16 protein-coding genes are annotated in these 26095 nt (G+C 37.9%); 10 read left to right on the top strand and 6 right to left on the bottom strand.

Features of this window, described 5'->3' with window-relative positions; genetic code table 11:
* Positions 1-21: 21 nt before the first annotated feature.
* The 4 genes from acs to IPH66_15135 all read right to left on the bottom strand — a co-directional run bounded on the left by acs (position 22) and on the right by IPH66_15135 (position 8087).
* A complete protein-coding gene (acs, locus tag IPH66_15120; protein ID MBK7130676.1) occupies positions 22-1926 on the bottom strand; it encodes an acetate--CoA ligase in 1905 nt (634 codons plus the stop codon).
* Between the two features lie 149 nt (positions 1927-2075).
* The gene (locus IPH66_15125; GenBank protein MBK7130677.1) at positions 2076-3431 is read right to left on the bottom strand and encodes a TolC family protein; all 1356 of its coding nucleotides are present in this window, start codon (positions 3429-3431) and stop codon (positions 2076-2078) included.
* 10 nt (positions 3432-3441) lie between these two features.
* Complete coding sequence (locus tag IPH66_15130) at positions 3442-6918, bottom strand: efflux RND transporter permease subunit (GenBank protein MBK7130678.1); 3477 nt, start codon at positions 6916-6918, stop codon at positions 3442-3444.
* 44 nt (positions 6919-6962) lie between these two features.
* On the bottom strand, positions 6963-8087 hold the full coding sequence (locus IPH66_15135; GenBank protein MBK7130679.1) for an HlyD family efflux transporter periplasmic adaptor subunit: 1125 nt from the start codon (positions 8085-8087) through the stop codon (positions 6963-6965).
* Positions 8088-8389: 302 nt separating this feature from the next.
* Here IPH66_15135 and IPH66_15140 point away from each other — a divergent pair, with 302 nt between their 5' ends.
* The 4 genes from IPH66_15140 (at position 8390) to IPH66_15155 (ending at position 13043) form a co-directional block, all read left to right on the top strand.
* Entirely contained in the window at positions 8390-9559 is a 1170-nt protein-coding gene (locus tag IPH66_15140; protein MBK7130680.1) for a hypothetical protein, read from the top strand.
* Between the two features lie 28 nt (positions 9560-9587).
* Entirely contained in the window at positions 9588-10721 is a 1134-nt protein-coding gene (locus tag IPH66_15145; protein ID MBK7130681.1) for a hypothetical protein, read from the top strand.
* 64 nt (positions 10722-10785) lie between these two features.
* Positions 10786-11181: a hypothetical protein gene (locus tag IPH66_15150; protein ID MBK7130682.1), complete on the top strand. Its 396-nt coding sequence runs from the start codon at positions 10786-10788 to the stop codon at positions 11179-11181.
* A 107-nt stretch (positions 11182-11288) separates the two neighbouring features.
* Positions 11289-13043, top strand: coding sequence for a hypothetical protein (locus tag IPH66_15155; GenBank protein ID MBK7130683.1), 1755 nt, complete (start codon positions 11289-11291; stop codon positions 13041-13043).
* 12 nt (positions 13044-13055) lie between these two features.
* Here IPH66_15155 and IPH66_15160 read toward each other — a convergent pair whose 3' ends face one another.
* A complete protein-coding gene (locus IPH66_15160; GenBank protein MBK7130684.1) occupies positions 13056-15290 on the bottom strand; it encodes an MMPL family transporter in 2235 nt (744 codons plus the stop codon).
* A 104-nt stretch (positions 15291-15394) separates the two neighbouring features.
* Here IPH66_15160 and IPH66_15165 point away from each other — a divergent pair, with 104 nt between their 5' ends.
* The 6 genes from IPH66_15165 (at position 15395) to IPH66_15190 (ending at position 24523) form a co-directional block, all read left to right on the top strand.
* On the top strand, positions 15395-16420 hold the full coding sequence (locus IPH66_15165; GenBank protein ID MBK7130685.1) for a T9SS type A sorting domain-containing protein: 1026 nt from the start codon (positions 15395-15397) through the stop codon (positions 16418-16420).
* 110 nt (positions 16421-16530) lie between these two features.
* Entirely contained in the window at positions 16531-17091 is a 561-nt protein-coding gene (locus IPH66_15170) for a threonylcarbamoyl-AMP synthase (GenBank protein MBK7130686.1), read from the top strand.
* Positions 17091-18512 (top strand): HD domain-containing protein, encoded by a 1422-nt coding sequence (locus IPH66_15175; GenBank protein ID MBK7130687.1) that lies wholly within the window; start codon positions 17091-17093, stop codon positions 18510-18512. The genes IPH66_15170 and IPH66_15175 overlap by 1 nt, the downstream gene beginning before the upstream one ends.
* 174 nt (positions 18513-18686) lie before the next feature.
* Positions 18687-19232 carry a hypothetical protein gene (locus IPH66_15180; protein MBK7130688.1) on the top strand — a complete coding sequence of 182 codons (546 nt, stop codon included), beginning with the start codon at positions 18687-18689 and terminating at the stop codon, positions 19230-19232.
* Between the two features lie 212 nt (positions 19233-19444).
* Positions 19445-23800, top strand: coding sequence for a T9SS type A sorting domain-containing protein (locus IPH66_15185; protein MBK7130689.1), 4356 nt, complete (start codon positions 19445-19447; stop codon positions 23798-23800).
* A 306-nt stretch (positions 23801-24106) separates the two neighbouring features.
* Entirely contained in the window at positions 24107-24523 is a 417-nt protein-coding gene (locus IPH66_15190) for a DUF1761 domain-containing protein (protein MBK7130690.1), read from the top strand.
* A 100-nt stretch (positions 24524-24623) separates the two neighbouring features.
* Here the strand turns inward: IPH66_15190 and IPH66_15195 are convergent, their stop codons facing one another.
* A complete protein-coding gene (locus IPH66_15195) occupies positions 24624-26045 on the bottom strand; it encodes a DUF4301 family protein (protein ID MBK7130691.1) in 1422 nt (473 codons plus the stop codon).
* Between the last annotated feature and the right edge of the window lie 50 nt (positions 26046-26095).

The raw sequence follows: 26095 nt of genomic DNA on the forward strand, positions 1-26095 counted from the left end.
TCACTGATTTTTAATTCTAAATCACATGCTCCCTTTCACTATCAATTCAACCACGGCAGGATCAAGCAAAGTTGAGGTATCACCAAAATCTTTGGTATTTCCTTCAGCAATTTTTCTGAGAATGCGTCGCATAATTTTACCTGATCTTGTTTTTGGAAGACCTGTTACGAATTGAATTTTATCAGGGCGTGCAATTTTTCCAATGATAGTTTCAACCAGTTGATGAATTTCAGTTCTAACCTTATTCAAATCATCGGGTTCATGATCACAAATGACATACCCGTAAATGCCCTGACCTTTGATATCATGAGGAAAACCAACAACAGCAGATTCAATTACGCTGGGATGTTCATTGATTGCATTTTCAATTTCTGCAGTACCCAATCTGTGACCGCTAACATTAATAACATCATCCACACGACCAATAATGCGAAACATTCCGTCTGCATTTTTTCGCGCTCCGTCACCGGTGAAATAATATCCTTTGTATGATGAGAAATAGGTTTGTCTGCATCGTTCATGATCATCCCAAGTGGTGCGCAAAATAGATGGCCACGGAAATTTTATTGCCAATAATCCTTCGGCGTTGTTTTCAGTAATTTCTTTTCCTTCAGGTGTCAGCAAGACGGGTTGAATACCGGGTAGTGGTCTTCCGGCGTAGGTTGGAATTTGTTTACCGGTTTTGCCAAGACCTGAAATCATGATGCCTCCGGTTTCTGTTTGCCACCACGTGTCTACTACCGGACATCTTTTTTTTCCAACATGATCATGATACCATTGCCATGCTTCAAGATTAATGGGCTCTCCAACTGAACCAATTATTTTCAGCGTTTGCATACTGAATTTTTCAGGTACTTCCGGTCCTGACATCATGAGTGAACGAATGGCAGTAGGCGCCGTGTAAAATTGTGTAACGCCAATTTTTTCTATCACCTGCCAAAATCTAGATGTATCAGGATAATTTGGTACCCCCTCAAATAGCACACAAGTTGTGCCGGCAAGCAGGGGGGCGTAAGCAATATAGGTGTGTCCGGTTACCCAGCCTACATCGGCAGTACACCAAAAAATATCATCTTTTTCTGGTTGAAATACATTTCTAAAACTATAATCTGCGTACACCATATAGCCACCGCAGGTATGCACAACACCTTTTGGTTTGCCGGTTGAACCTGATGTATACAAAATAAATAATGGGTCTTCACTGTCAGTTTCAACCGGAGTAAATTCTGCGCTCACGTTTTTATATTCTTCATGATACCATTTGTCAAGATGATTGGTTTTTACCTTATCACCGGTATGTTTTACAGTGAGTATAGTTTCAATGGATGGACAATTTTCAACCGCTTGTTGCACAATGTCTCTCAATAAAATTTTTTTATCACCCCTCACTAAACCATCTGAAGTGATAATCATTTTTGCGCCGGCGTCTTGAACTCTCTCTGATAATGCGCGCGCTGAAAATCCTGCAAAAACAACTGAGTGAACCGCACCAACTCGTGCGCAGGCAAGCATGGCATAAACTGCTTCAGGTATCATGGGCAAATAAATACACACACGATCTCCTTTTTGAATATTATTTTTTACAAGAATATTTGAAAAACGATTCACTTCGTCTCGCAGAACTGACCACGTGATTTTTTTACCTTTGCCTGTCGGATTATTTGGTTCCCAAATCAAGGCTATGTCATTTGCTTTGTGCGGTAAATGACGGTCAATTACATTTTCAGTGATATTTAATTTTCCGTTGCAAAACCATTGTACGCTTGGTGACGTGAATTCCCAATCAAGAGTTTTGTCCCATTTTTTTCTCCACAAAAAACTTTCAGCAATTTTGTTCCAGAAATTTTCAGGATGTTCAACTGCTTGTTGATATGCTTTCAGGTATTCTTCTTCATTGCGTATCTGATAAAAAGGAATTTGTGACATACTTCATCTGTTTACACCGAAGTTAGAAAAGAATTGTGCATTGACAAAATCATTGAGATGAAGCAAGCTGAAATTTTTCGACGCTGCACACGGCACTTACATTATTTCTGGGGTGATACTATTTTTGCGCAGTCTGTTTTTTTTTCAGACTATTTATCAGGATCAATCGTGTCAGCAATTTTATATTCTTGCGTGATGGTGCCGGTTATGCGCATGAGATCAAAATGTGTTTTTACCAAATCAAGCAACCGATCATAATACGTAATAACAGCAGATTCATATCTCATTTTAATATCATTTAATTCAAACACGGTAAGTTTTCCAATATTGTATCTCTCAACCCCCATGTTCCATAATTGTTTGCCGTTAGCAACACGTTCAAGCGACATGTCTTCAACTTTACTTTGTGCTTGATACAAATCAAATATTGCGCGCAGGTTGTGAGAAAGAGTGAGGATGAGATCTTCAGTTTGCAATAATGTAATTTCTTCCTGAATTCTTGCAATTTCTACATTGCGTTGTCTTGCATATCCATTAAACAAGGTGTAGCGCAATGAAATATTTCCATAATAATTAACTGAATTGGTATTGGTTTGAAATGGTTGATCACCAAAAAGTTCAATGCGCCCGACTGAAGGCGTAAGCCCCAGATTAAGAGTTACCGTTGGATAATACACCGCTTGTTTTTGTTCTGTATTTAATTTTTGTAATTCTAAATTAATGTATTGGTTTTTGATGTTTTGGTTATTGGCAATCATGTAATCATAGAGTTCTCCCCAGCTTGCATCAGGCACATCAAATTCAATTTTATCAATCAGATTAAAACTGCTTTCAAGGGGCTCACCCATTTCAAGACTTAAATTGCGATACGAATTTTTTAATGAGAGTTCTTGCATCACTAAATTACTTGAGTCAGTAAGTACTTGATTTTTGAACTCAAGCAGATCAATGGAAGTTTCTCCTCCAATTTCATTTTTTATTTCATGATATTCAAGTTTTGATTTTGAAAACGACAACATTTCACGCAGAATATCTAATTTGCGTTGTTGCGTTACGGCAGTGTAATACGCAATGATGACATCATAAATAGTAGTCTCAATGGCAATGATGGCGTTACCTGTGGTTTGTTCTTCAAGTTGATCAAACCGTTCTTTATTAATTCTGATTCCAAAACCTGAAAACAAGGTATAACTCAAATCTAAGGTTGCTCCTAAATTATCATTCAGCACCACACCCGGAAAAAATGAAGCAGGGTTATTGGTATTATCTGAAAGCGTATTTGTATTGTTGACATTGAATGATACGGTGGGTATTGCGCCTGCCATGCCCCAGGTGTTTTGCGTTTCAGCAATTTCTAAATTGGCTTTTATAATCTTGATCTGATAATTATTTACCAATGCTTTTTCAATTGCCTGTGCCAGGGTAAGATCGTCTTGCGCATTCAAATGATTGAACGGGCTGCACGCTAGTATCAGGTAAAAACTAATATTTATAAAGCTTCTCATTTTAATGTTTTTAAATTGAACGCTTGTCTTCTTCTTCTTTATTCAATAGGGCAGGTTCTATTTTTTCAGCCGCTTGAATATTTCTGCTTGACCAAATTTTCTGTATAATGCGATTAAATAATTTATCAGGGAAAATAACAAATAAAACAAGCGTTGCCGCTGTAAAAATGTAAAATACAATTTGAGAAACTACTCCGCTATCCGGTTTGGGAAATGTGATAAATGCAATGATTGGAATAAAATAGAGATAGGTGCTGATATTCAACAAAACCGTTCGGAAAAGCATATTAGATTTATTTTTTCTTTGAGATTTTTCAATAGAAAGATTATCCAATTCATCTATTTGAACTTCTACTACCGGTGTAGTTACTGTTGAACCGTTGAATGCGAAATTCCACCCACGTCTGAAGTCGCTGCTTGCAAGAATAATACAGGGGAAGAACAATAAAATAAACAAAGTTCCAAACACCAGTCCAAATGAAATCATGGCAGCCATTGGAATGAGAAATTGCGCCTGAAAACTTGTTTCCATAATTAATGGCATCATACCGGCAACGGTTGTTACAGAGGTTAACAGAATTGGCCTGAAACGTGAGCGCGCTGCTTCAAATACGGCATCTTTCACCGTGAGTCCGTCACGCAGATTTCTGTTGTACTGATCTAAAAATACAATGGCATCATTTACTAAAATACCAATGAGTGCAATCATACCAAACGCACTGAGAATTGAAACCGGAATTCCAATCAGGGTATGACCAAGAATTCCGCCGGCAACGCCAGCCGGTATAACTAACATGATAAGTAAGCCTTGATAAACTGATCTGAAAGTAAGTGAAATCATCAGAATCATGATGACAAATAATATGGCAAGATTAATGCCCATTGAAGCAAGTGCTTTTGAACTTCGCTCACCTTGTCCGCGCTGAATTACTTCAACGCCCGGGTACTGTGCTTCTACTTGCGGTATCACTTCTTTAACAATAATTCCATTCACGTCTCCAACTTTTTCAGGGTCATCAACACTGGCGTCAACGACAATTTCACGTCGACCATCGCGGCGCTTTAAACTTACCGGTCCACGTTCTATAGTATAATCAGCAAGATCTGACAAAAGTATTTGTTTACCGTCCATGGTTTTGATGCGAAGATTTTCCAAATCGTATTGATCTTGTCTGCCTGCCTGATCGTAACGCACCCAAATTTTTACTTCATCGGTTCCTAAAATTACGCGCTGAACTTCTTGACCAAAAACACCCTGCCTAATTTGTTTTGTCACTTCATAAACTCCCAGGTTGTAAAAGTCTGCTTCCGGTTTCATTTCAAGATTGATTTCTTTGCGCCCCAGAGGTTCATTGTCTTTGAGGTTACTGATAAGCGGAATTTCTTCAACCAGTTTTTTAAACAAGTCTCTGGCCTTTCTCACTTCTTCATCATTGTTGCCGGTGAGTGAATATTCAACGGGTTTTCCAAAAGTCATGGTAGGTGCGCCAACAAAAATTCCTTCAGTGAGTTTGGTTGATTCGTTAGCATATATTTTTTCCATGATGCGGCGTTGCAATGAATCAACCGGCATTGCTTTGCCTTCTCCCTCAATGGTGAGCGTAAACATGCCTGTATGAAAACCTGTTTCACCCAAACTCTGTGACATACCAACTGTCATGGTGTATTTTGTCATCAACGTATCACCGCATAAATCAATAATTTCTTGATTTGATTCTACTATGGCTGCTTCTGTTTCTTTCAGCCATTTCATGGTAATGTCTTTTGCTGTGCCCGGTACAAAAGCTACTTCTACATTGATTATTTCAGGTTTTATCTCCGGAAAAAAGGTATATCCTATTTTTTTATGGATACTGAGAATGATGATGGCAAACGTGAAAATAAGAGGCAATACTACAAATGCGCGGTATCTTTTGAAAACAAATTTCTGCATCTCTGCAAAAATTTCATCACGTAAATAATCTACTATTCCATTTAATAATTTGCGTGCCTTGAATCTGAAAGTGCCTTCTTTTGGACGTGATAATACTTTGTGACTGGCCATGTGAACCGGCAATGTAATAAAGCCTTCAAGCATTGAGAAAGCCAATGCCAATATTACAACAACAGGCATCTCCCACATCATTTCCATTTTTTCAACTGCCAAAAGCATAGAAAAGGCAGCAATGGTAGTAAGTAATGAACTGATAACCGAAGGCAATACTTCAGCTGTGCCATCAAGAGCTGCCTGATGGGGTGTTTTACCGCGCTCAAAATGCACTACAATATTTTCAGCAATCACAATGGCATCATCAACTAAAATACCAACCACCAGTATCATTCCAAACAAGGTGATCATATTGATGGTGAGGCCCATCATCACGGCAACAATGAACATGCCTAGAAACGCAAAGGGAATTCCAAATGCAACCCAGATAGAAACACGTGTACTTAAAAATAATCCGAGCATTAATAGTACAAGCGCTAATCCCATCATACCATTTGATGTAAGCAGGTCTATACGATCTTGGAGATTTTTTTCTGCTTCATATTGAATATGCAATTTTGCCGGATGATATTCTTTATTGTATGCAGCAACATATTCTCTGATGTATTCAGTGATGGCACCCAGGTCTTGATCAGGTGTCTTTTTTATTTCAATGCTAATTGAGCGTTTTCCAAGATAATATACTTCAGCAGAGGTTTCAGAAAATCCTAAACTTACATCAGCTACATCTTCAACCAGTATTTTTTGTCCTGATGGTGTTGTGCGCACAACAATTTTTTCAATTTCTTTTGGGTCTGTGGTGCGCTTACGTGAACGTATAACCAACTCTTCTTTATCGTTACGCAAAATACCTCCGGTTAAATCTTGATTGTTTCGTTGAATTGCCAGCGCAATTTCATCAATCATGATTCCGTATTTCAACAAATTTTCTTCCTGCACTGCCACTACGAGTTCAAGTTCAGGAAAACCTCTCATTTCAATATTAGAAATCAAGCCGGAATTGAAAAGATCATTTTCAATTTTATCTGCCTCTTCTTTCAAGGTCATAAAATCACCATCACCGGTAAGACCGATAGTGCTCACCATTTCAGAAACCGGATTCAATTTCAGACGTCGAATGACAGGTTTCTCAGCCCCTTGCGGAAATGAGTTGATGCTATTCACTGCATTTTCCACATCTTTATAAACCTCATCCATGTCCGCACTTTCAAACGCCTGCACGGTGATCATGGCAACGTTTTCTGAAGATGTTGAGTTGATTTGTTCTACTCCATTAATGCCTCGCAAGGCTTGTTCCACTTTAATGGTAACACCTTCTTCCATCTCCTCCGGCGATGCTCCGGGATATAGCACAGAAACGATTACTCTCCGTGGATCAAGTTCAGGAAAAAACGACTTGTTCATGCTGAACATGCTGTAAATTCCGAACAGAGAGATCACAAAGATGAACGCATTGGCGTACATCGGGTACTTGATAAAATATCGGATAATGCTTCTCATGTGATGAATGTTTTACTTGCGTACAGTAATTTCTTTGTTTTCCGTTATTTTATTATGATTCCATACTTGGCAGTATCACGGTAATTGAGCACTTCTTGTATAATAATTGTATCAGTGTCTGATATCCCTGAAACAAAAAATCCTTGTTCATTTTCATTGAGAATTTGAACGGGTTTTTTATTCAACAAAGAGTCAGTTTTAGAGTAAACATATACCTGACCATCTTGCACAGCTGAACGCGGAATCAAGCAACCATTTTGTGTGAGTTCAGCATCAATTTTTACCAGCAAATATTCTCCTTCAATATAATCTGCGTCTTTGTCATTACCCGGCTTTACATACACGGTTACACTTTGTGTGGTGCGGTTAATTACTTCAGATATGCGCACAACTGAACCGCCGCCTCGCTCTGTTCCATCCGTAGAATAAATAGTGCATTTGGTTCCTACTTTTACCATATCTAATTGACTCACCGGAACCGCAACGGGTATTTCATAATTTCCGGTTTGAACTACTTTGATAATTTTTGCGCCGGGATTCACAAATGAAAATTCAGGCATATATACTTCACTGATCATTCCGCTGAATGGAGCATGTACCGTATATTTTTTTAATTGCTCTTCCTGACTTTTGATATTAAAATATTCTGTCAGTACATTTCTGGTTGAAAGAAACACTTTTTCTTTTTCACTACTCCAAGCAGGTAGGGTAGGCAGTGACTCATTCAGTTTTATACTCTCCAAGTAATCACTCCACTTTTTATACTCTGAATTATAATCTACTTTAATATCAGGTAAAATATTTGCAAGCAGATTTATGAAGGTGCTTTTGCGCGCTCTGATTGAATATCTTGCTTCGCTGTCATCAATCCTGAAAAGTAAATCACCCTTTTTAAAGCGCATGCCCGGTTTAAGTGCTTTGTTGCCTGCATACAGTTTACCTTGTATTTCAGCAGCCAGGTCCACCGTGTTATAAGATGATAAGGTGCCATAACCACTTACTCTGATTTCTTCTACTGTATTATTAACCTGCATGGCTTCAAGGTGTGGAATCACAAGTTGGTCTTTTTCTTCTACAGTCTTTTTTCCGCCGGCATTCATCAATACCATGCCAATGAGCAAATTGATGACTAAAAAGAGTACGATAATTACAATGTGTCTGATTTTCATAAGTAATAACTGATAACGCAAAGGTAGTTAGTTTGTTTTTGTTATATAAAAGCCGAGTATGCTATTCAATTAAGCAGAATGCTTTTGCTACAAAATGCGCAAATACATCTACCAAGGGGGTAATTTTTTGCGCCAGATGATAATGTTTTTATCCCCACTTCTTGAATTTGCGTTTATCGCAGATTTTTATTTGAAGCCTGCGTTATTCAATTATTCTGCCCCATATCAGCGACATACTTTTGGGTCATAAACGAACGATCTGGTAAAAAAAAAATAAAGCCGGATTAAAAAAACAAAACACTATGAAAACAAAATGGATGATTACCTGTCTGATGTTCATCTTTACATCATTAACATCAATGGCAGAAAGTATTGCAGTTACCAACTTCAGTACAAACGGAATTTCGTCAAAACCTGAGATGGTTGCTAAAATGGCGCGATTAGAAATGGTCAAAATGGAAAAGTACTCAGTACTTGACGAATTTGACATGGCAGAGGTGCTTGAAAAAAATCCGCAGTATTATACCTGCTACGGAAAAACCTGTCTGGTTGAATTAGGTAAAAAATTCAACGTTGACTACGTGCTTTCAGGCAGTGTTGATGGGTTTGAAAATAAAATTGTCATCACAATTAAATTGATTGATGTAAATAATGGAGAGCTGAAAGCGACCCGTACCATGGAATTTGACGATCAGGAAAGTGAGTTGCAACGCATGTTGGGAATTATTCTTTATGAAATGCATGGAATGACACCTGATGTGCATACAAAAGCACAACTGGAATTTAAAAATGATGTGATCACTTCTAATAATGTGGGTCGTGTAAACAATTCAGGTCCGCGCGTTGGCTTTGGCTATGTTGGCTTTGGTGATTTAAATGAATATTTCACTCGTAAAGAATCACAAGGTGGATTGGAAATTATACCGGTGATGTCAAATATCGGATATCAGTTTGAAGGGCAATATATTGGTACTGAAAATTTTTCTGCACTTGCTGAATTTATTGTCAACGTTGGCGGTATGGAGCAAGGTCAATTTATTCCCTCATTGACTTTATTGAATGGTTTCAGATTTGGAAGAGCAGGATGGGAATTTGCTTTTGGACCCGGTATTGGTTTGAGAACAACAACCAAAGGAGTTTTTTCTGACGGCGTTTATTACAGACAAAGTGAGTGGGAAACATTAAAGTATGATGAGTGGAGAACAAATCCTGACTATGTAAATCAAACAACCGGTGAAGTATATGTGAATTACATGGCACCAGATCCTTCAGTATATACTAGAAATTTGGACAAAAGAGGTTCAGTTGAATTGAGCTCTAACTGGGTGATGGCATTTGGCAGAACATTTCGTTCAGGTGCCTTGAATATTCCGGTGAACATTTATTCTTCATCTAATAAATACGGACTTGTGCTTGGAGCAAGCGTTGGGTTTAATGTGAACAAACGCACCAAATTAATTAATCAGGATTAAGCTAATAAATTGATAAAAAATATTTTGTATGAAAACATTAAAATTAATAGCAGTTTGTCTGATGATTGTATTGTCAACAGCTGCGCAGTCACAAACCATCGCGGTTGCACCAATTAAGGCGTTTGGTTTGTTTTCTAGTTCAAATACCTGTACCAAACTCACGCAGCTTGAATTAGTGAAACTAAATAAATATGCCGTGATGGATAAATTTGACATGAACGAATTAACCAAGCCATCAGATTACGATAGCTGTTTTGGAAAAACATGTTTGATAGAATATGGTAAGACATTAGGTGCTGATTTTATTCTGTCCGGAAATGTTGACGGCCTGGGTGACAAAATTGTGGTAAGTTTCAAAGTGATTGACATAACTGCCCAATCGGTTAGCAAAAGTTTGTCCATTGAATTTGATAATATGGAAGAAGAATTGCAACGCATGATTGGAATTGTTTTGCAAGAAATGCACGGAATTATTCCTGACCCTGAATTGAAAAAACAACTCATCTTTAAAAATGAAGTGATTATTTCTAATAATATCGGGCGCATCAATAATTCAGGTCCTCGTATGGGATTGGCTTATACAACCGGAGCAGTCAATGAGTTTTTAACTCGTCCTGAAATTGAAGGTGGTTTAGATATTGCACCGCTTGTATCAAACATCGGTTATCAATTTGAAGGACAATACGTGGGTACTGAAAACTTCTCAGCCCTAATTGAATGTCTCATCATGTTCTCAGGCCTTGAACAGGGAAAATTTATTCCAAGTATTTCTGTCATGAATGGTTACCGTTTTGGTAACAGCGGGTGGGAATTTGCATTTGGACCTAGTTTCAGTTTGTCAACAGTCAGTACAGGTTTTTTTGATAGCAAAGAAATTTATGGACCAAAAGATAAGTACTGGAGATCATCAGATTTAGTTAGTGCAGGCTTTGATCCAAATGGAATAGATGAAAACGGATACTCATGGAAAAAAACGCTGGACACAAGAGGTGACCTTGAATTTTCAACACGCTGGGTAATGGCTTTTGGCCGCACATTCAGATCAGGTGCACTAAACATACCGGTAAATATTTTCTACTCATCTCAAAAAGGTGGAGGCATGGCCGGTGTAAGTGTTGGATTCAACATTGTGAGATCTAAAAAATCTGTTAAAACAAATTAATAACACGGAGAAAAAGATGAAAAGGAGTTCATCTGAAATCTAATTTTTAATCATTATCAAAATCATGAAAAAAATGTTTGCTATTATTTCAATACTTAGTTTATTCGTCTCTTGCACCAAAGAAATTCCGCAGGTGAATTATTTACCCGGAAAATGGGGATTAGTTGAAACAGCATTGTATCAGGGAGATTCTCTCAATGCCGTTTCAGTGCAAGAAGAAATTTCAACCGTCTACTATTTCGGCTCATGTGAAACTTCACACAGTCAGCAATGCGAAATGTATATTGAAGAAGATGGTGAATCAAGTTGGTTTAGTTATTTGTATGATGAGTCTAACAATCTCATTATTCTCAATAACCAAAGTACGTTTGAAGTAATGCAAATTCAACAAAACCAATTGGTGCTGCAACGGAGCTATGACAATTACAAGTCAACGTACCGATTCATACGCAGTGAGTAGGTGATTAGCTGGTTCGTTTAACCCTCACGCAGAAAAGCGTCTTCGAAAGGAGGCGCTTTTTTTTGTACTTTAGGACTTGTTTTTACGCTCATACGTTTTTGTTTATCATGAAATATTTTTTTGTTACGCTCACTTTCTTTGTTCTTTGTTCAGCCAAATTATTTGGTCAGCAAGAACCTTATCTCTCTAATCAAACCTATACCTATGATGAGGCAATAAATCAATATAAAGTTATGGCTTCAACATACCCGCAATGGTGTGCTTATCAAGAATTCGGTATGAGTGATTATGGTTTGCCGGTTTCACTTTTTTTGATGAGTAAAGGAGGAAAATTTTATCCAAGAGAATATGCGGTTAAACCTGTTTTTCTAATCAACAATGCCATTCATCCGGGTGAGCCTGAAGGGGTAGATGCGTCTATCAAATTGGCTAAAGATATGTTGGCTGATACTTCATTATTGCCTGATAATATTATCATTGCTATCATTCCAATCTATAATATTGGTGGCGCCATGAATCGCAACTGTTGTAGTCGTGCAAATCAAAACGGACCTATTGAATATGGGTTCAGAGGGAATGCAAAAAATTTAGATCTAAACCGTGATTTTGTGAAAACAGATAGTAAAAATACATTAGCGTTTTATAGTATTTTTCATGCATTGAAACCTGCTGTTTTTATTGATACGCATACTTCAAATGGGGCAGATTATCAATATACCATGACACTTATCACAAGTCAGTTGAATAAAATGAATCCTGTTCTGGCTGAATTTGTCAAAGATGAAATGAATCCGGTATTGTATGATTCTATGAGTGCAAAAGGTTTTCCTATGGTTCCTTATGTTACCACATTTGGTGAAACACCTGATGCGGGAATTATTGATTTTTTAGAAACACCTCGCTATTCTACCGGTTACACTAATCTGTTTAATTGTATCAGTTATGTTGCTGAAACGCACATGCTCAAACCATTTGATCAACGCGTTTTAGCAACGTATGATTTGCTTTTAACCATTTCAGAATTTATGGATGCTCATGCAAAAGAATTGATGGAATTAAAAACCAAATCGAATGATGAGTTATCTAAAACAGAAACATTTGCTTTGGACTGGGAATTGGATACCACTGTTTTTGACATGATTGATTTTATGGGCTACACGGCAGATTATAAAAAAAGTGAAGTAACCGGAACTAACCGCCTTTATTATGATCATGAACGTCCGTACACTAAAAAAATAAAATATTATAATACGTATCGTCCCATGAAAATGGTGCAGCGCCCTGAATATTATATTATACCTCAACAATGGGATATAGTGATTGAAAAAATGAAAAAAAGCAATGTAAAAATATATCGTCTCAATAAGGAGATAACATTGCAGGCAGAATATTATGACATAATCCATTTTGAAACAGTGAACGGACCCTATGAAGGGCATTATCTTCATCATGCCGTTGAGGTTTTAAAAGACACCACTACAAGTACGTTTAGAAAAGGTGATTATGTTATTCCGACCCGAAATGAAATGGCAAGATTTATCATTGAAACTCTGGAGCCTCATGCAGTAGACAGCTATTTGGCTTGGAATTATTTTGACGCCATTTTGCAACAGAAAGAATGGTTTTCAGCGTATGTTTTTGAAGATGAAGCACCGAAGGTTTTAGCTGAAAATCCTGAATTGAAAAAGGCATTTGAAGAGAAGAAAAAAAATGATCCTTCATTCGCCGCAAGTTCATTTGCTCAACTTTATTTCATCTACAAAGGATCATCTCATTATGAACCTACCCATAATCAATATCCGGTAGTGCGTGTCATGCAAACAATAAACAGCAGTTATCTTGAAGAAGATTTGTCCCGATAATAATTGCTTAGATTATTTCTTTTTGCCTTTGTAGAAAATCATCAACAAAACAGGTAGTAGAAATAAATCATTGATCAAGGCAAAAAGTAGAGAAAGACTGATGAGTAGACCGACATAATAAGTTCCCAAAAAATCTGATAGCATCAACATTAAAAATCCTGCACATAAAATCACTGAGGTGAGTACCATGGCTTTTCCGGTTGATAAAAAAGTGCGTTTCATAGCATACAAATAGCTGCGTCCTTTGCCTAACTCCAATCTGAATCTGCTCATAAAGTGTAAGGTGTCATCAACCGCAATACCAAATGAAATTGTAAATATAATGGCGGTAGAAACTTTTAAATCAACGCCGGCAAATCCTAATACCGCAGCAATCATTATCAATGGCATAATATTTACAAGCAGTGAAATGAGAACCATTTTTAATGAACGATAAAGTAGCCCCATGATGAGTCCAATTAATCCAATAGAAATCAACAAACCAAACAGTAAGTTTTTTGAAAGATAACTCATGTTCAGGTCAAGCAAATGTCCTGTACCGGTCATTTTAAATTCAACCAAATTGGTATTGGTGCTGTCTGCAATGAATTGATTTAAGCCGGTATTTTTTTTGTTGATTTCTATCAAACCAATATCGCCAATGGTGCTTGAAATTCTGCCATACTGTTCAGTTGAATCTACATAGATGTTCAGCATACCTTTTTTATCAAACTCTTTGATTTGTTCAATCATGTCGTTGGCTTCACTTTCTTCAGGTAATTTGGCGTATGACAATTGTCCACCGTGTTGTGTGCGGTTGGCTAACTCCAATACACTGACAATTGAAAAACAATGTTTCAATCCGTAATCTCTTTCAAGATAATTCTCAACTTTATTGATCTCTTTCAGTACTTCATAATCGTAAATAGTTTTTGATTGATCTTTCACGATGATTGCCATTTCAAACGGTCTCAGTCCCATGAATTCTTTATCAAAATATTCATAATCCTGTCTTATCTTACTTGACTTAGAAATGTCTTCAAGCAAATAATAATTTGCTTTGATCATGAATGTGCCAATAGTGCTGATGACGGCAACAATAATTGAAATTATTAAAACCAATTTACGTTGTCTGATCAGCCAGCTGAATGTTTTGTGAAGAATGCCATACCAAACACTCTCTGTAATTTCTTTTTCAACAATGCGGCGTGGCGGTTTTGTGATAAATAATAAACCTGGCAATGTGATATAGGCTAGCAAAAATGACAGCATCACGCCAATTGCGGTGTACACTCCAAAATCTTGCACCGGTTCCATATTCACGGTGAGAAGCGTGATAAATCCAATAGCCGTTGTGAGTGATGTCATCAGGGTGGCAATACCTACTTCTTTGTATGCAGTGTAAATAGCTTGCAACTTAGTTTTGCCGGTGCGCAATTCATCCAAATATTTTGATACAAGATGAATGACATCAGACATGGCAACCACAAAAATGATAGATGGCAATACCGTTAATATTAAATTGATGGGTTGATTCACTAACACCATAAATCCGACAATCCATCCCATTGACAAACCAACAATCACTAACGGAACCCAAATGCCCCAAATAGATTTAAACGTGAAAGCAAGAAAAATAATTACCAGTATAAAAGATAATCCAATAAAAAATACAGTCTCATATTGCATCTTGTTAATGTAATATGACATACCAATGGCCCTGCCTGCATATTTTGTTTCGTCAAATTGTAAGGTTGCTATATGTTCATCAATATGCTCTTTGAGTAAATCACATTTTTTCTTACTCATGTACTGCTGATGCTTGATGTAAACCATTAGGGCATCAGCTTTTTGATTAATGAAAAAACCTACAAGTTCAGGGTGTTTGAATATGCGCGCTGAATCTTTTTCATACATACTTTCATCATCAATATGCAGATAAGGATTTTCAAATACCATGGGTGAAAAAGGTGTTTTCACATATTCACTCATGCCGGTCAATGATTGTACTTCACGCACCAGCGTATCTTTTTTCAATGAATCAGTAAAAGCCTGTACTTTTTGTAAAAAATCTTTTTCAAAAACCCCATCATGATTTGTCAGAGCAACAAAAATAAAATCATTGTCTGATTCAAATCTCGCGCGGTGCTCTTTGAAAAATACTGTCTCAGGATCCTCTTCAGGGAAAAACGCCTCAAAGTCATAATCAAAGCGAATATCTTTAATCAGATAAATTAAAAAAGCTGATATCAAAAGAGATACCACCAAACTTACCTTTGAAAATTTCTTTAAACCTTCCAACCAATTATTGTATTAATGCGTAAGCAAAGTTGTACATTTAGTCTAATATCATAAACAAAAACAAAGAAATTATGAAAAAGTTTTTACTACTTGGTTCAGTAGCAGCATCATTTGGAGTAACCGCCCAGTCTTATACCGCCGCTGATACCTTGCAGCCCGGAATGAGTGAAACCTATTATGTGATGGATAGCAACGCCGTTAATTTAGATGCTATCACCGGTTCAGGTGTTACCTGGAATTATTCAACCCTTTACGGTGAAATTGGTGTTGCTACAAATAGTGATGTGGTGCAATTGGCGTCTGCCGGAACCAACGCCGCTGATTTTCCTGAAGCTGAATACAATGATGATCTGGCTTCATTTGCCTCAGTTTATTTTTCAAATAGTGCTGATTCTGTTACGGTGTATGGTTTTGTTTTCACCGTTGATGGGTTTGATGTGGTGTTGCACCATGATGCTAACCCATTAAAGGCAATGACTTTTCCGGCGGCTGTTGGTACAACTATTTCTGATGTTACTGCAGGAATCGTTGATGTGAATGGAGGATTTGCAACAGGTCTTACTACAGGCACTGCAAATGTTGATGTTGATGGGTTTGGTACTCTCATTGTTGGTGGCGACACCATTACCAATGTGTTGCGCGTGAAATTGGTTGAAAATATTTCAACTGAAATTACAATCTTTCCTTTTCCAACTGATTACGGAACTGTAACCCGTACAATTTATTCATACTATCATTTGTCTTCAGGTAAACAAGCAATCTTTCAGCACGCAACTATAGATATCAATACTACGCTGGTAAATGATTCTTTTAATGCTGTGTTTTATCATTCACTTCCTTCATATGTTGGAGTAGCTGAACAAAATGTAAATCATTTCTCGGTGTATCCTAATCCGGCAAGTGATTTTGTTACTGTAACTACTTCTGGTAATGCTTCACAAATGAGTATGTATACAGTAAATGGACAACTGGTAACTTCATTCATCAATCCACAAGTGGTTGAGACAATTGAAGTTTCTGAACTTCCAGCCGGTACTTATATCATTCAAGTAATTGAAAACGGTACAGCGGTTGAAGAAAAAATTATCGTAGAATAATATAAATACCCCACATTTATAAAAGACCGGTAATTTACTGCCGGTCTTTTTTTATGTCTGCTTTTATTTCAGCATGAGTCATGTTTTGTTACAATAATTAACTTTGTTCTGTGAAAGCAGAAATAGATCAGGCAGCTAAAATTATTTCGCAGGGTGGAGTCATTCTATATCCTACTGATACAATATGGGGTTTGGGTTGTGATCCGCAAAATACTGCAGCAATTGAAAAAATTTGTCAGATAAAAAAACGAAGTGAATCGCAACATTTTATTGTACTTGTTAACAGTGATTATTTGTTGAATAAGTACACGGATACTATTCCGGAAATTTGTTATGATTTGATGGACATGACAGAATCTCCTCTCACAATTATTTACCCGAAAGGCAAAAATGTGAGTAGCAAAATACTTGCTGAAGATGGTAGTATTGGTATACGCATGGTAAATCAATCTTTTTGCACAGCCTTGATGAATAAAACCAGAACCGGACTTGTTTCAACATCAGCCAATATCTCAGGTAAACCTTTTCCAGCATCGTATCATGATATTGATCCTGAAATCCTCAAGGCAGTTGATTACACGGTGAATGTTATGCATGACCAAGCACCTTCAAAACCATCGCGCATTATTAAAATTAATATGAATGGTGAATTCAAAATAATCAGAAAATAGTGAACCTTAAAACGCATCTTCAACATAAAATATTTTCAGCCGTATCTGAAACAGCCAGAACAGAAAAAAAATCAGTTTTTGTTATTGGTGGATATGTGCGTGACCTACTCTTGGATCGCCCTTCAAAAGATATTGATTTTGTTGTGCTTGGTGATGGGTTAGAGTTTGCACAAAAAGTAGCCGCAAATTTGAATGTAGATAAGGTAGCATTGTATAAAAACTTTGGTACAGCTGCTTTTGTTTTTGATGGATTGGATATAGAATTTGTTGGTGCGCGCAAAGAATCATACAACCGTGATTCACGTAAACCGGTAGTTGAAAATGGTAGCCTTGAAGATGATCAGAAACGACGAGACTTTAGCATTAACGCACTTGCCATTAGTTTATCATCAACAACATTTGGTGAAGTGGTTGATCCGTTTGATGGCTTAACTGATTTAAAAAATAAATTAATTCGTACTCCACTTGAACCTGATCAAACCTACTCTGATGATCCTTTGCGCATGATGCGTGCAATTAGATTTTCATCTCAATTGGGCTTTACAATTGAAAAAGAATCGCTGAAGTCTATTTCTCAAAATGCAGAGCGATTGAAAATAATTTCTATTGAGCGCACCATGGATGAGTTTAATAAAATTGTTTTATCTGAAAAACCTTCACGTGGAATTTCACAACTTTTTGATACCGGATTATTGCATTATTTTTTTCCTGAAATGATTGCCTTGCACGGGGTTGAAAATATTCAAGGCAAAGGACATAAAGACAATTTTTACCATACGCTTGAAGTATTGGATAATATTGCACGTGATACGGACAATCTTTGGCTAAGATGGGCAGCAATTCTTCATGATATTGCCAAGCCTAAAACCAAAAAATTTCAACCGGGCGTTGGTTGGACATTTCATGGCCATGAAGATTTGGGAGCGCGTATGGTCAAAAATATTTTTACCCGTTTAAAACTTCCGCTTGACAGCAAAATGCGATACGTTGAAAAATTGGTGCGACTTCATCTCAGACCTATTGCCTTGGTTAGTGGTGAAGTCACTGATTCTGCTGTGAGAAGATTGTTGTTTGAAGCCGGTGATGATGTGGATGATTTGATGACATTATGCAATGCGGATATCACTACTAAAAATGAATTCAAGATGGTGAAATACCGTCAGAATTTTGAAAAGGTGCGTGAGAAAATCAGAACAGTGGAAGAAAAAGACCACATCCGCAATTTTCAACCTCCGGTTTCAGGTGAAGAAATCATGCAGATTTTTAATATTGAACCTTGTAAAACGGTTGGTATTTTAAAAAATGAAATAAAAGAAGCTATCCTTGAAGGCCATATTCGTAATGATTATAATTCTGCATACGAGTTTCTTTTGAAGTCCGCTTCTGACAAAGGATTGAAGCCTTTCGTGCGCAAAGCATAACTGTCAAAAATCCCACCAGTTCTAGGTTTGCATTCAACCAAGCTGTGTGAATAACTCTGTTGATGCGTGATTTAAAGCATTTAGCAAAGGTTTTACTTTAGCATTGCCAAAATGTTATGTATTTCGTATGCCTGCATTTTGACGGTAAAAATAAGTAGTCACTAATACAACACTATGTTTGGATTACTAGTAAAGAAAAAGTTGGATTGCAATCAGCTGGCAAATGTCTTTGTGAACTCGCTGATTGAAGCAGTTGACAGTGGTTTTCCGGATATTGCAGAGATGATCAACGATGATCCTGCATTTATTCATCATCCGGGAATTGATTCTGCGTCTGCTGATCACTTTATTTTGATTGTCCTGGTTGGTAATCTCAGATATCTGGATGATCATTTTGAGGCTGATGATGCCCGTGAAATCAGATTAAAAATTATTGAAAAATTTGCAGCAGTGTATGATATGTCTCCTGCTGAATTTGACAAAATTATTGCTGAATATGATTCTTTTATTTCTCGTGTCAATCATCCTTCAAAAAATACGCTGTATGGTATGTCAAAGGCGTTATTCCACAAACTCAATCTGAATGAATTTCAAGAGTCATATTTTAAAAGTATGCGCGCACCAAATCCTCTGTTTTTAAAGCGTATGGATGAAGTGATGATGAATTACCTCTGGGATTGGGATGCATTTTTTAAAAAGCACAAACTACAAAGCGCATAACCTGAATACTTAACTGATTTACAAATTCAAAAGAGCAGTTGTTCACGCAGCTGTTCTTTTTTTTTGGTACCCATCTTCAAAAAAAATTTATAACTTGGACTGATTATTCAAAAAACTATTGGCATGATAAAGTCACTCTGTCTGTTTGATTCTCGTGATCACCTGATAGACTTTTTATCCGCTGCTTTTATTAAAAACCAAAATCTAATTTCATGAAAAAACTTTACTTCCTGGTTGCCTCGTGTCTCTTGGTAACCGGCGCTTTTGCTCAGCAAGTGGAGAAAACAGGACAGCCTGTTGGCGCAGGCGGAGGAATGCAAATTCTTCCCGCTTCTACCAAATTGGTTTCTACTGCTCCTTCCATTTCGGGTACAACAAGTTCAGGGCATAACTGTAAGGCCCATGATTTGACATCAGCTCATTTTGAGTCTGAAGGCTATAATTACGAAGACCTGATGGCAATTGATCATCAGCAGATAGCTGTTGAAGAGCCGGTGGGTATGAATAAAACGCCGGGAACAAACACGATCTCGGTGATTTTTCACGTGGTGTATAATAACCCAACTGAGAACGTTTCCAATGCATTAATCATGCAAGTGTTTAATGATTTGCAGGAAGATTATCAGCTACTAAATGCTGATGCGGTCAATGCAAGAACAGGTTTTGGTTTTATTCCTGCTGATGCCAACATCAATTTTTGTCTTGCCACACAAGATCCAAGTGGTAATCCACTCTCTGAGGTAGGTGTTGAACGTGTTTCTACCAGTGAAGTTTGGTATGATTCAGACAACGGCGAAGAAAATAAAATGAAATCTACTGTTACAGGTGGAGCTAATATCTGGGATCGCAGCAAATATCTCAATATCTGGATTTGCGATATTTCAAACGGAGCTTCATCAGGTACTGCGGGGTATGCTTATCGTCCTGTTGGTGGTGTTTTGCCATCTGCAAGTATTGACGGTATCGTACTTGATTATAACTTGGGGATGAACAATGAAAATGTACTTACGCATGAGGTTGGACATTATCTTGGACTTGACCACACTTGGGGTGGATCAGGATCATGCGCTATGGATGACGGTTTTGCTGATACGCCAAATACAGCAGGTCCTTCTTTCAACTATTCAGGATCTTGTTCTGGTAACCAAACTACTTGTTCAGGTATTCAAACACAATATGAAAACTACATGGATTACGCAAACTGTACCTGTATGTTTACTGCGCAACAAGCTAACCACATGTTAACTGTTTTGACCGGAATTCGCGGTTCTCTGCTTTTATCACCCGGTTGTGATCCAACTAATACTCCTCCGAATTCTGCCTTTACGGCCGATCTCGCTGACCCAATCATTATACCGGTAGGCGCTACGGTAAATTTAATTGATCAGTCTACCAATGTGCCAACCGCTTGGGCTTGGGTTATCTCAGGAACAGCAGGTGTAAACTGGAACTATGTGGGTGGAACTAACTCTTCATCACAAAATCCTTCTGTTACTTTTCTTACGGTTGGAACATACAATGTGACATTAACTGCATCTAATGTTTACGGTGCTGATGCAACACCTGCCGTTGAGACTGCTTATATACAAGTTGTGGCACCTGCTTCAGGTACGGCTTGTGATACCTTGAGAAATTATGATCCGGCTACGGAAGATTTGGCAGCCTATGTTTTGAGTGGTGCTGCTCCGTATTCTGATTGGGGTTATTTACCTGGTCATGGTGGTTATGATTTTACTACCGGTGCAGGTGGTTTATATAACATCACGCATTATGCTGATCGGTATGTGGCTACTTCTACTTCTGAAGTTAGACGACTTAGTTTCCCTGTCTTGGAAGTAACTGATCAAGGTGCTGCCGGATACATTAGAGTACAAGTTACCGGTGAAACGGCTGGTAGTCCAAATTCAACTATCTATGCTACTGACACAATTTATTTTGCTGATTTAGATGAAGGTTTTTGGAATGAATTTGATTTTACAAATCCTGGAACAGTGACAGGTGCGTTTTGGGTAACCATGCAATTCTATTACGCAGCTCCGCAAGACACAGTAATCCTTGCTATCGTTGACTTGAATGATCGCGCTGCAACCACAGGTTTGAACACCATGAAAATGCAAATAAATAGTACCTGGTATACGTTAACCGATGCGTACGGAGTAAATTCTTCAATGTACATGGATGTGATGCTATCAAACGGACCGGCGCCTGTGGCTGATTTTACATTCAGTGATTCTGAAGTTTGTCCGGGTGGTGAAATTATTGTGAATGGTGCAAGTTCTCAAAACACAACCAACTATTATTGGTATCAAACAGATGATCCGTATACCACAACCATTGCCACAAGCAACGCAGGTGGTGCAACATTTGATTTTGCTGGTCCAGCCGGTGATTATGCAATCTATTTATTTGCTGACGGCTCATGTATGACTGATGCTGTTGTTTTACCGGTATTAGTTAATCCGGCGGTGAATGCAACTGCAACGGTAACAAATACAACTTGCGGAAATAATAATGGTGCAATTACCGTGAATGCAACAGGCGGTGATGGGGTGTATGAGTATAAATTGAATAGTGGCGGATGGCAGACAACGAACGCGTTTACCAATTTACCTTCTGGTACATATACGGTATATGTAAGAACCGGTGGTGATGGATGTGAATATTCTTTCACGGTAAATATTGCAACGTCTACTGCATTCTCTGCAACCGTATCAGCCAATCAGGATATTTGTCCGGGCGGCAATGCAAACATTACTGCTGGTGGCGGTGTAAGTTACGTTTGGTCTACCGGCGGTACTTCTGCAACAGTAAACGTTACGCCAACTGTGACCACAGCCTATACCTGTTTGGTAACTAACGGATCCGGCTGCCAGTCATTGGTAAGTACAACCGTAACTGTTGATCCATTAGATGATGCAACATTTGATTTTTATGATTTCTGTTTTGGTGCATCTAACTCTGCAGTGAATATTGCAACGCCTGGTGGAACTTTCTCTTTCAATCCTGCTCCTGGTGATGGTGCAACTATCAATGCAACTACCGGTGAAATTTCAAATGAGGTAGTTACTACAACTTACTCAGTTCAATACACAACAAGCGCAGTTTGTACTAACTCAAGTGTACAAACGGTATATGTAAATACTGCTGATGATCCATCTTTCACAACCGGAAATTATTGTGCTGGTTCTGCTAATGCGGTTTCTGGTATTGCAACACCGGGTGGAACATTTACATACAATGGTGCTGATGCTTCTTCAATCAATGCTTCAACCGGTGTAATTACGGGAGGTGTTTCTGGTACTACTTATCAAATTACCTATACAACACCTGCAGGTGTTTGTCAGTCGGTTTCTGCTCCGGTTTCTGTCACTGTTAATCCTACTCCAACTATGTCTGCTGTTTCAAATCAGTCGGTGTGTGATGGGGCTAACTTTACAGGTATCACTTTCTCAGGAACTGGTGGAAGCACCTATGCTTGGACAAATACAAATAGTACTGTAGGTCTTGCCGGTTCTGGTTCTGGAAATATTTCTGCTTTTGCCGGAACGGGAACAACCGTTGGAGGATCTGATATTGTTGCTACGGTAACCGTAACTCCAACTATTGGATCATGTTCAGGTACTCCACAGAACTTTACCCTTACAGTGAAAGCATTACCTGATGTGGATGCCGGTATTGATCAAACCGTGTGTGAAGGTTCTTCTGTTACATTGAGTGGATCTGGTGCTGCTACTTACGCTTGGGATAGTGGAATCGTTGATGGGGTAGCTTTCACTCCATTAGTAGGTTCTACAACTTATACGGTTGTGGGTACAGCTTCAAACCTTTGTCAGAATTCTGATGCTGTGGTGGTGACAGTAAATGCTCAAGATGATGCTTCATTTGCTTCAACTGATATTTGCGAAGGTTCATCTAACGTTGTTTCAGGAATTGTTGTTTCAGGTGGTACATTTACGTATGACGGATCTGATGGTTCAACATTGAATCCAACAACAGGTGAAATTACCGGTGGTGTTGTAAATACCACGTATAACTTAATATACACTACTCCGGCTACCGGTTGTCAGGCTGTGTCAACACCTGTTGCGGTGACGGTATTCCCTAATCCAACTGCAGGTGGTACAGTAACTAGCAATGATACCGGTGCAGGTGATGGAAGCATTGACTTAACTGTTACCGGCGGAACGTCACCGTTTACGTATAACTGGGATAGCGGACAGACTACTGAAGATATCAGCGGATTAGCCGCAGGTGTTTACAATGTAACTGTTACAGATGATAATGGCTGTTTTGACTCTGAATCATTCGTAATCATTTCTCTAGTTGGGGTTGATGAAAATAATTTCAGTGGTTTGAGCATTTATCCAAATCCTGCTACCAACTTAGTGAATATTCAACTGCCAGGTGCATTCAATATTACACTGACAGATGCACGTGGAAGAATTGTTGCGCAAAAATCAGGCAATGATAATATGCAACTAGACCTTACATCGCTTGAGGCAGCAGTTTATTATGTGATGATTGAGCAAAATGACCAAATAGTGGTTAAACGTGTAGTGAAACAATAAATTTCTAAAAAATAATTCACAGAAAACTGCTCTCTTCGGAGGGCAGTTTTTTTTTTGTAATTATCATTATTTCAGAATCGTCGTCTGTTTTTAATTCTGTGATGTTTTATTCATCTGTTAAAATGACTATCCCTCTTCATGAGAGCTGCAAAAAATATTTGTTACTTTTATCGTATGGTTACATTCTTGAGATAACCGCATACTTTTCATGCAAGGAAAACCAGGGGACGGCCGTCTGATTATTCAGGCGGCTGTCTTTTTTCTGACAAATACGTATATTTACTTCACTAACCTAACCTAAATAAGATGGACTATTCAAGCATTAACTGGCTTGCAGTGATCACTGCAACGCTGGCAAGTTTTGCATTAGGGGCATTGTGGTATAGCCCTGTGCTTTTTTCTAAAATATGGCAACGTGAAGTTGGGCTCAAAGATGAAGACATTAAATCAGCCAACATGGCAAAAATATTTGGAACCTGTTTGGTTTTAACCGCGTTCATGGCTGTGGGAATGGCTTTTTTAATTCAAGGACATCAGGCAAAAGAAATTTCGGTTTTATCCGGCGTTATGCATGGAGTGTTTATTGGAATTTGTTTTGTTGCAAGTTCAATCGGTATCAACTATCTCTACCAGAGAAAATCTTTTATTCTTTGGTTTATTGATGCAGGATACCAAATGAGTTTTCTTGCATTGATGGGTTTCATTCTTGCAGCTTGGAGATAATTTTATCTGTTTCAGAATTTGATAGTGCTGATTGAGTTGCTATTTGTATTCAATGGCGTGAACTGAGTTGAATATAATTGTAGAAACTGTATGGGTGTAATTATTTTTCTTGGTGAAGCGGCTTAAGTAAATCAAGTACAGTTTTTACCGGAGAAAAACAAGCAGAATCAATTTCATAAAAAAGAGTTAGCCAATTTTCCATTCCACCATTCCACAAGCCGGGTTCTTCAGCATATTGGATTGGTACACCATTGTGGGTTTTACGCACTATAAAATACAAATCAGAATTTTTGAACTCTGTTAAATTGAAAATTTGTCCTTTGTAATCAACAAAAGAACAAACAATTTCAACCGGATTAAAGTGCGTAGATTTTACAATCAGAGAAAGCTGTGAGGGATCATTTGAAATTTGAGATTTCTCTACAATTTGTCTTGTTCTGATTCCATCTTGATTCATTACCCAGAATGGTCCACCGCCGGGTTGTCCTTCGTTTTTTACCATGCCACAAATTCTGATTGGACGATGAAGAAATTTGTAAATAAAGGCTGCATCACTGAACTTTTCCTTCGGAATTTCTAACTGAAATTTTTCATTCAACAAGTTTAAGGTCTCATGTATTTCATCTGATTTCTTTTCTTCAATTTGTAGAAGAACATCATGAATCAGTTTTTTTATCTGCAACAGGATACCAGCCATGGCTTTGCGTGTAAGAATTGATTTTGTTGCCTTTGACTGATGCTGGATATTGTCAATATTTCTGATAAAAACTATGTCAGCATTTACCTCATTCAAATTTTGCAACAAGGCGCCATGTCCTGCGGGACGAGTGATGTAATCACCGCGTTCATCACGCAACGGATCTAAATTCTCATTAAATGCTATTGCATCTGTTACCGGATGCTGCTCTGAAAAACTATGGTTGAAATCAATCCCGGTAATATCTTTCAGAATTTTTACTGAATTGTGAATCTTTGTTTCAAATTTGTTGTTGATGGTAAAATGAAAATGTGTACGATCACCTGAAATAGATACGCCTTGTAAAATATGCTCTTGAAAAGGGTTAACAATAAAATTTCCGTAGCGGTGAAAAGGAATAAGACCTTTGGGTAAGTTTCCAAAATTAAATCCGTTTTCAGATAATAGAAGTTTAATGAATTCTTGGATATCTAGCGTTCCGTTATTTAATTCATCTTTGAAGCGCTGAGGTAATTTGTTGTAGAAAGCAAAATCCACTGCACAGTTGATAAAGTGCTCAACAAATTCTAACGTTTCTTCATTAGGCCGCGGTTGAATGATAAATTGAAAAAGAGATTCAAACATGCGTGAACCTGAACCGCTGGCCGGAATAAAATGAGCAATATTTATAGTTGCATCACGATGATCAAATTCATGCACGTACGTTTTAATGTGGTCATCGTCTAATTCCTGAATGCCATTTCCTAAACGGCATGACGACTCCAGATGAAGAACCGGATTCCCATTTACCAATCTGTTTTTCTGAAATTCAATACGCTGTTCCAAGAAAATACTTATATTAGATATTATAACGTCTACGAATTTATTGAGGGCAA

The organism is Crocinitomicaceae bacterium (assembly GCA_016708105.1).
GTDB lineage: Bacteria > Bacteroidota > Bacteroidia > Flavobacteriales_D > Crocinitomicaceae > JADJGJ01.

Coding starts and splice junctions, on each gene's coding strand:
- acs (MBK7130676.1), bottom strand. CDS start 1,926: ATGTCACAAATTCCTTTTTATCAGATACGCAATGAAGAAGAATACCTG.
- IPH66_15125 (MBK7130677.1), bottom strand. CDS start 3,431: ATGAGAAGCTTTATAAATATTAGTTTTTACCTGATACTAGCGTGCAGC.
- IPH66_15130 (MBK7130678.1), bottom strand. CDS start 6,918: ATGAGAAGCATTATCCGATATTTTATCAAGTACCCGATGTACGCCAAT.
- IPH66_15135 (MBK7130679.1), bottom strand. CDS start 8,087: ATGAAAATCAGACACATTGTAATTATCGTACTCTTTTTAGTCATCAAT.
- IPH66_15140 (MBK7130680.1), top strand. CDS start 8,390: ATGAAAACAAAATGGATGATTACCTGTCTGATGTTCATCTTTACATCA.
- IPH66_15145 (MBK7130681.1), top strand. CDS start 9,588: ATGAAAACATTAAAATTAATAGCAGTTTGTCTGATGATTGTATTGTCA.
- IPH66_15150 (MBK7130682.1), top strand. CDS start 10,786: ATGAAAAAAATGTTTGCTATTATTTCAATACTTAGTTTATTCGTCTCT.
- IPH66_15155 (MBK7130683.1), top strand. CDS start 11,289: ATGAAATATTTTTTTGTTACGCTCACTTTCTTTGTTCTTTGTTCAGCC.
- IPH66_15165 (MBK7130685.1), top strand. CDS start 15,395: ATGAAAAAGTTTTTACTACTTGGTTCAGTAGCAGCATCATTTGGAGTA.
- IPH66_15180 (MBK7130688.1), top strand. CDS start 18,687: ATGTTTGGATTACTAGTAAAGAAAAAGTTGGATTGCAATCAGCTGGCA.
- IPH66_15185 (MBK7130689.1), top strand. CDS start 19,445: ATGAAAAAACTTTACTTCCTGGTTGCCTCGTGTCTCTTGGTAACCGGC.
- IPH66_15190 (MBK7130690.1), top strand. CDS start 24,107: ATGGACTATTCAAGCATTAACTGGCTTGCAGTGATCACTGCAACGCTG.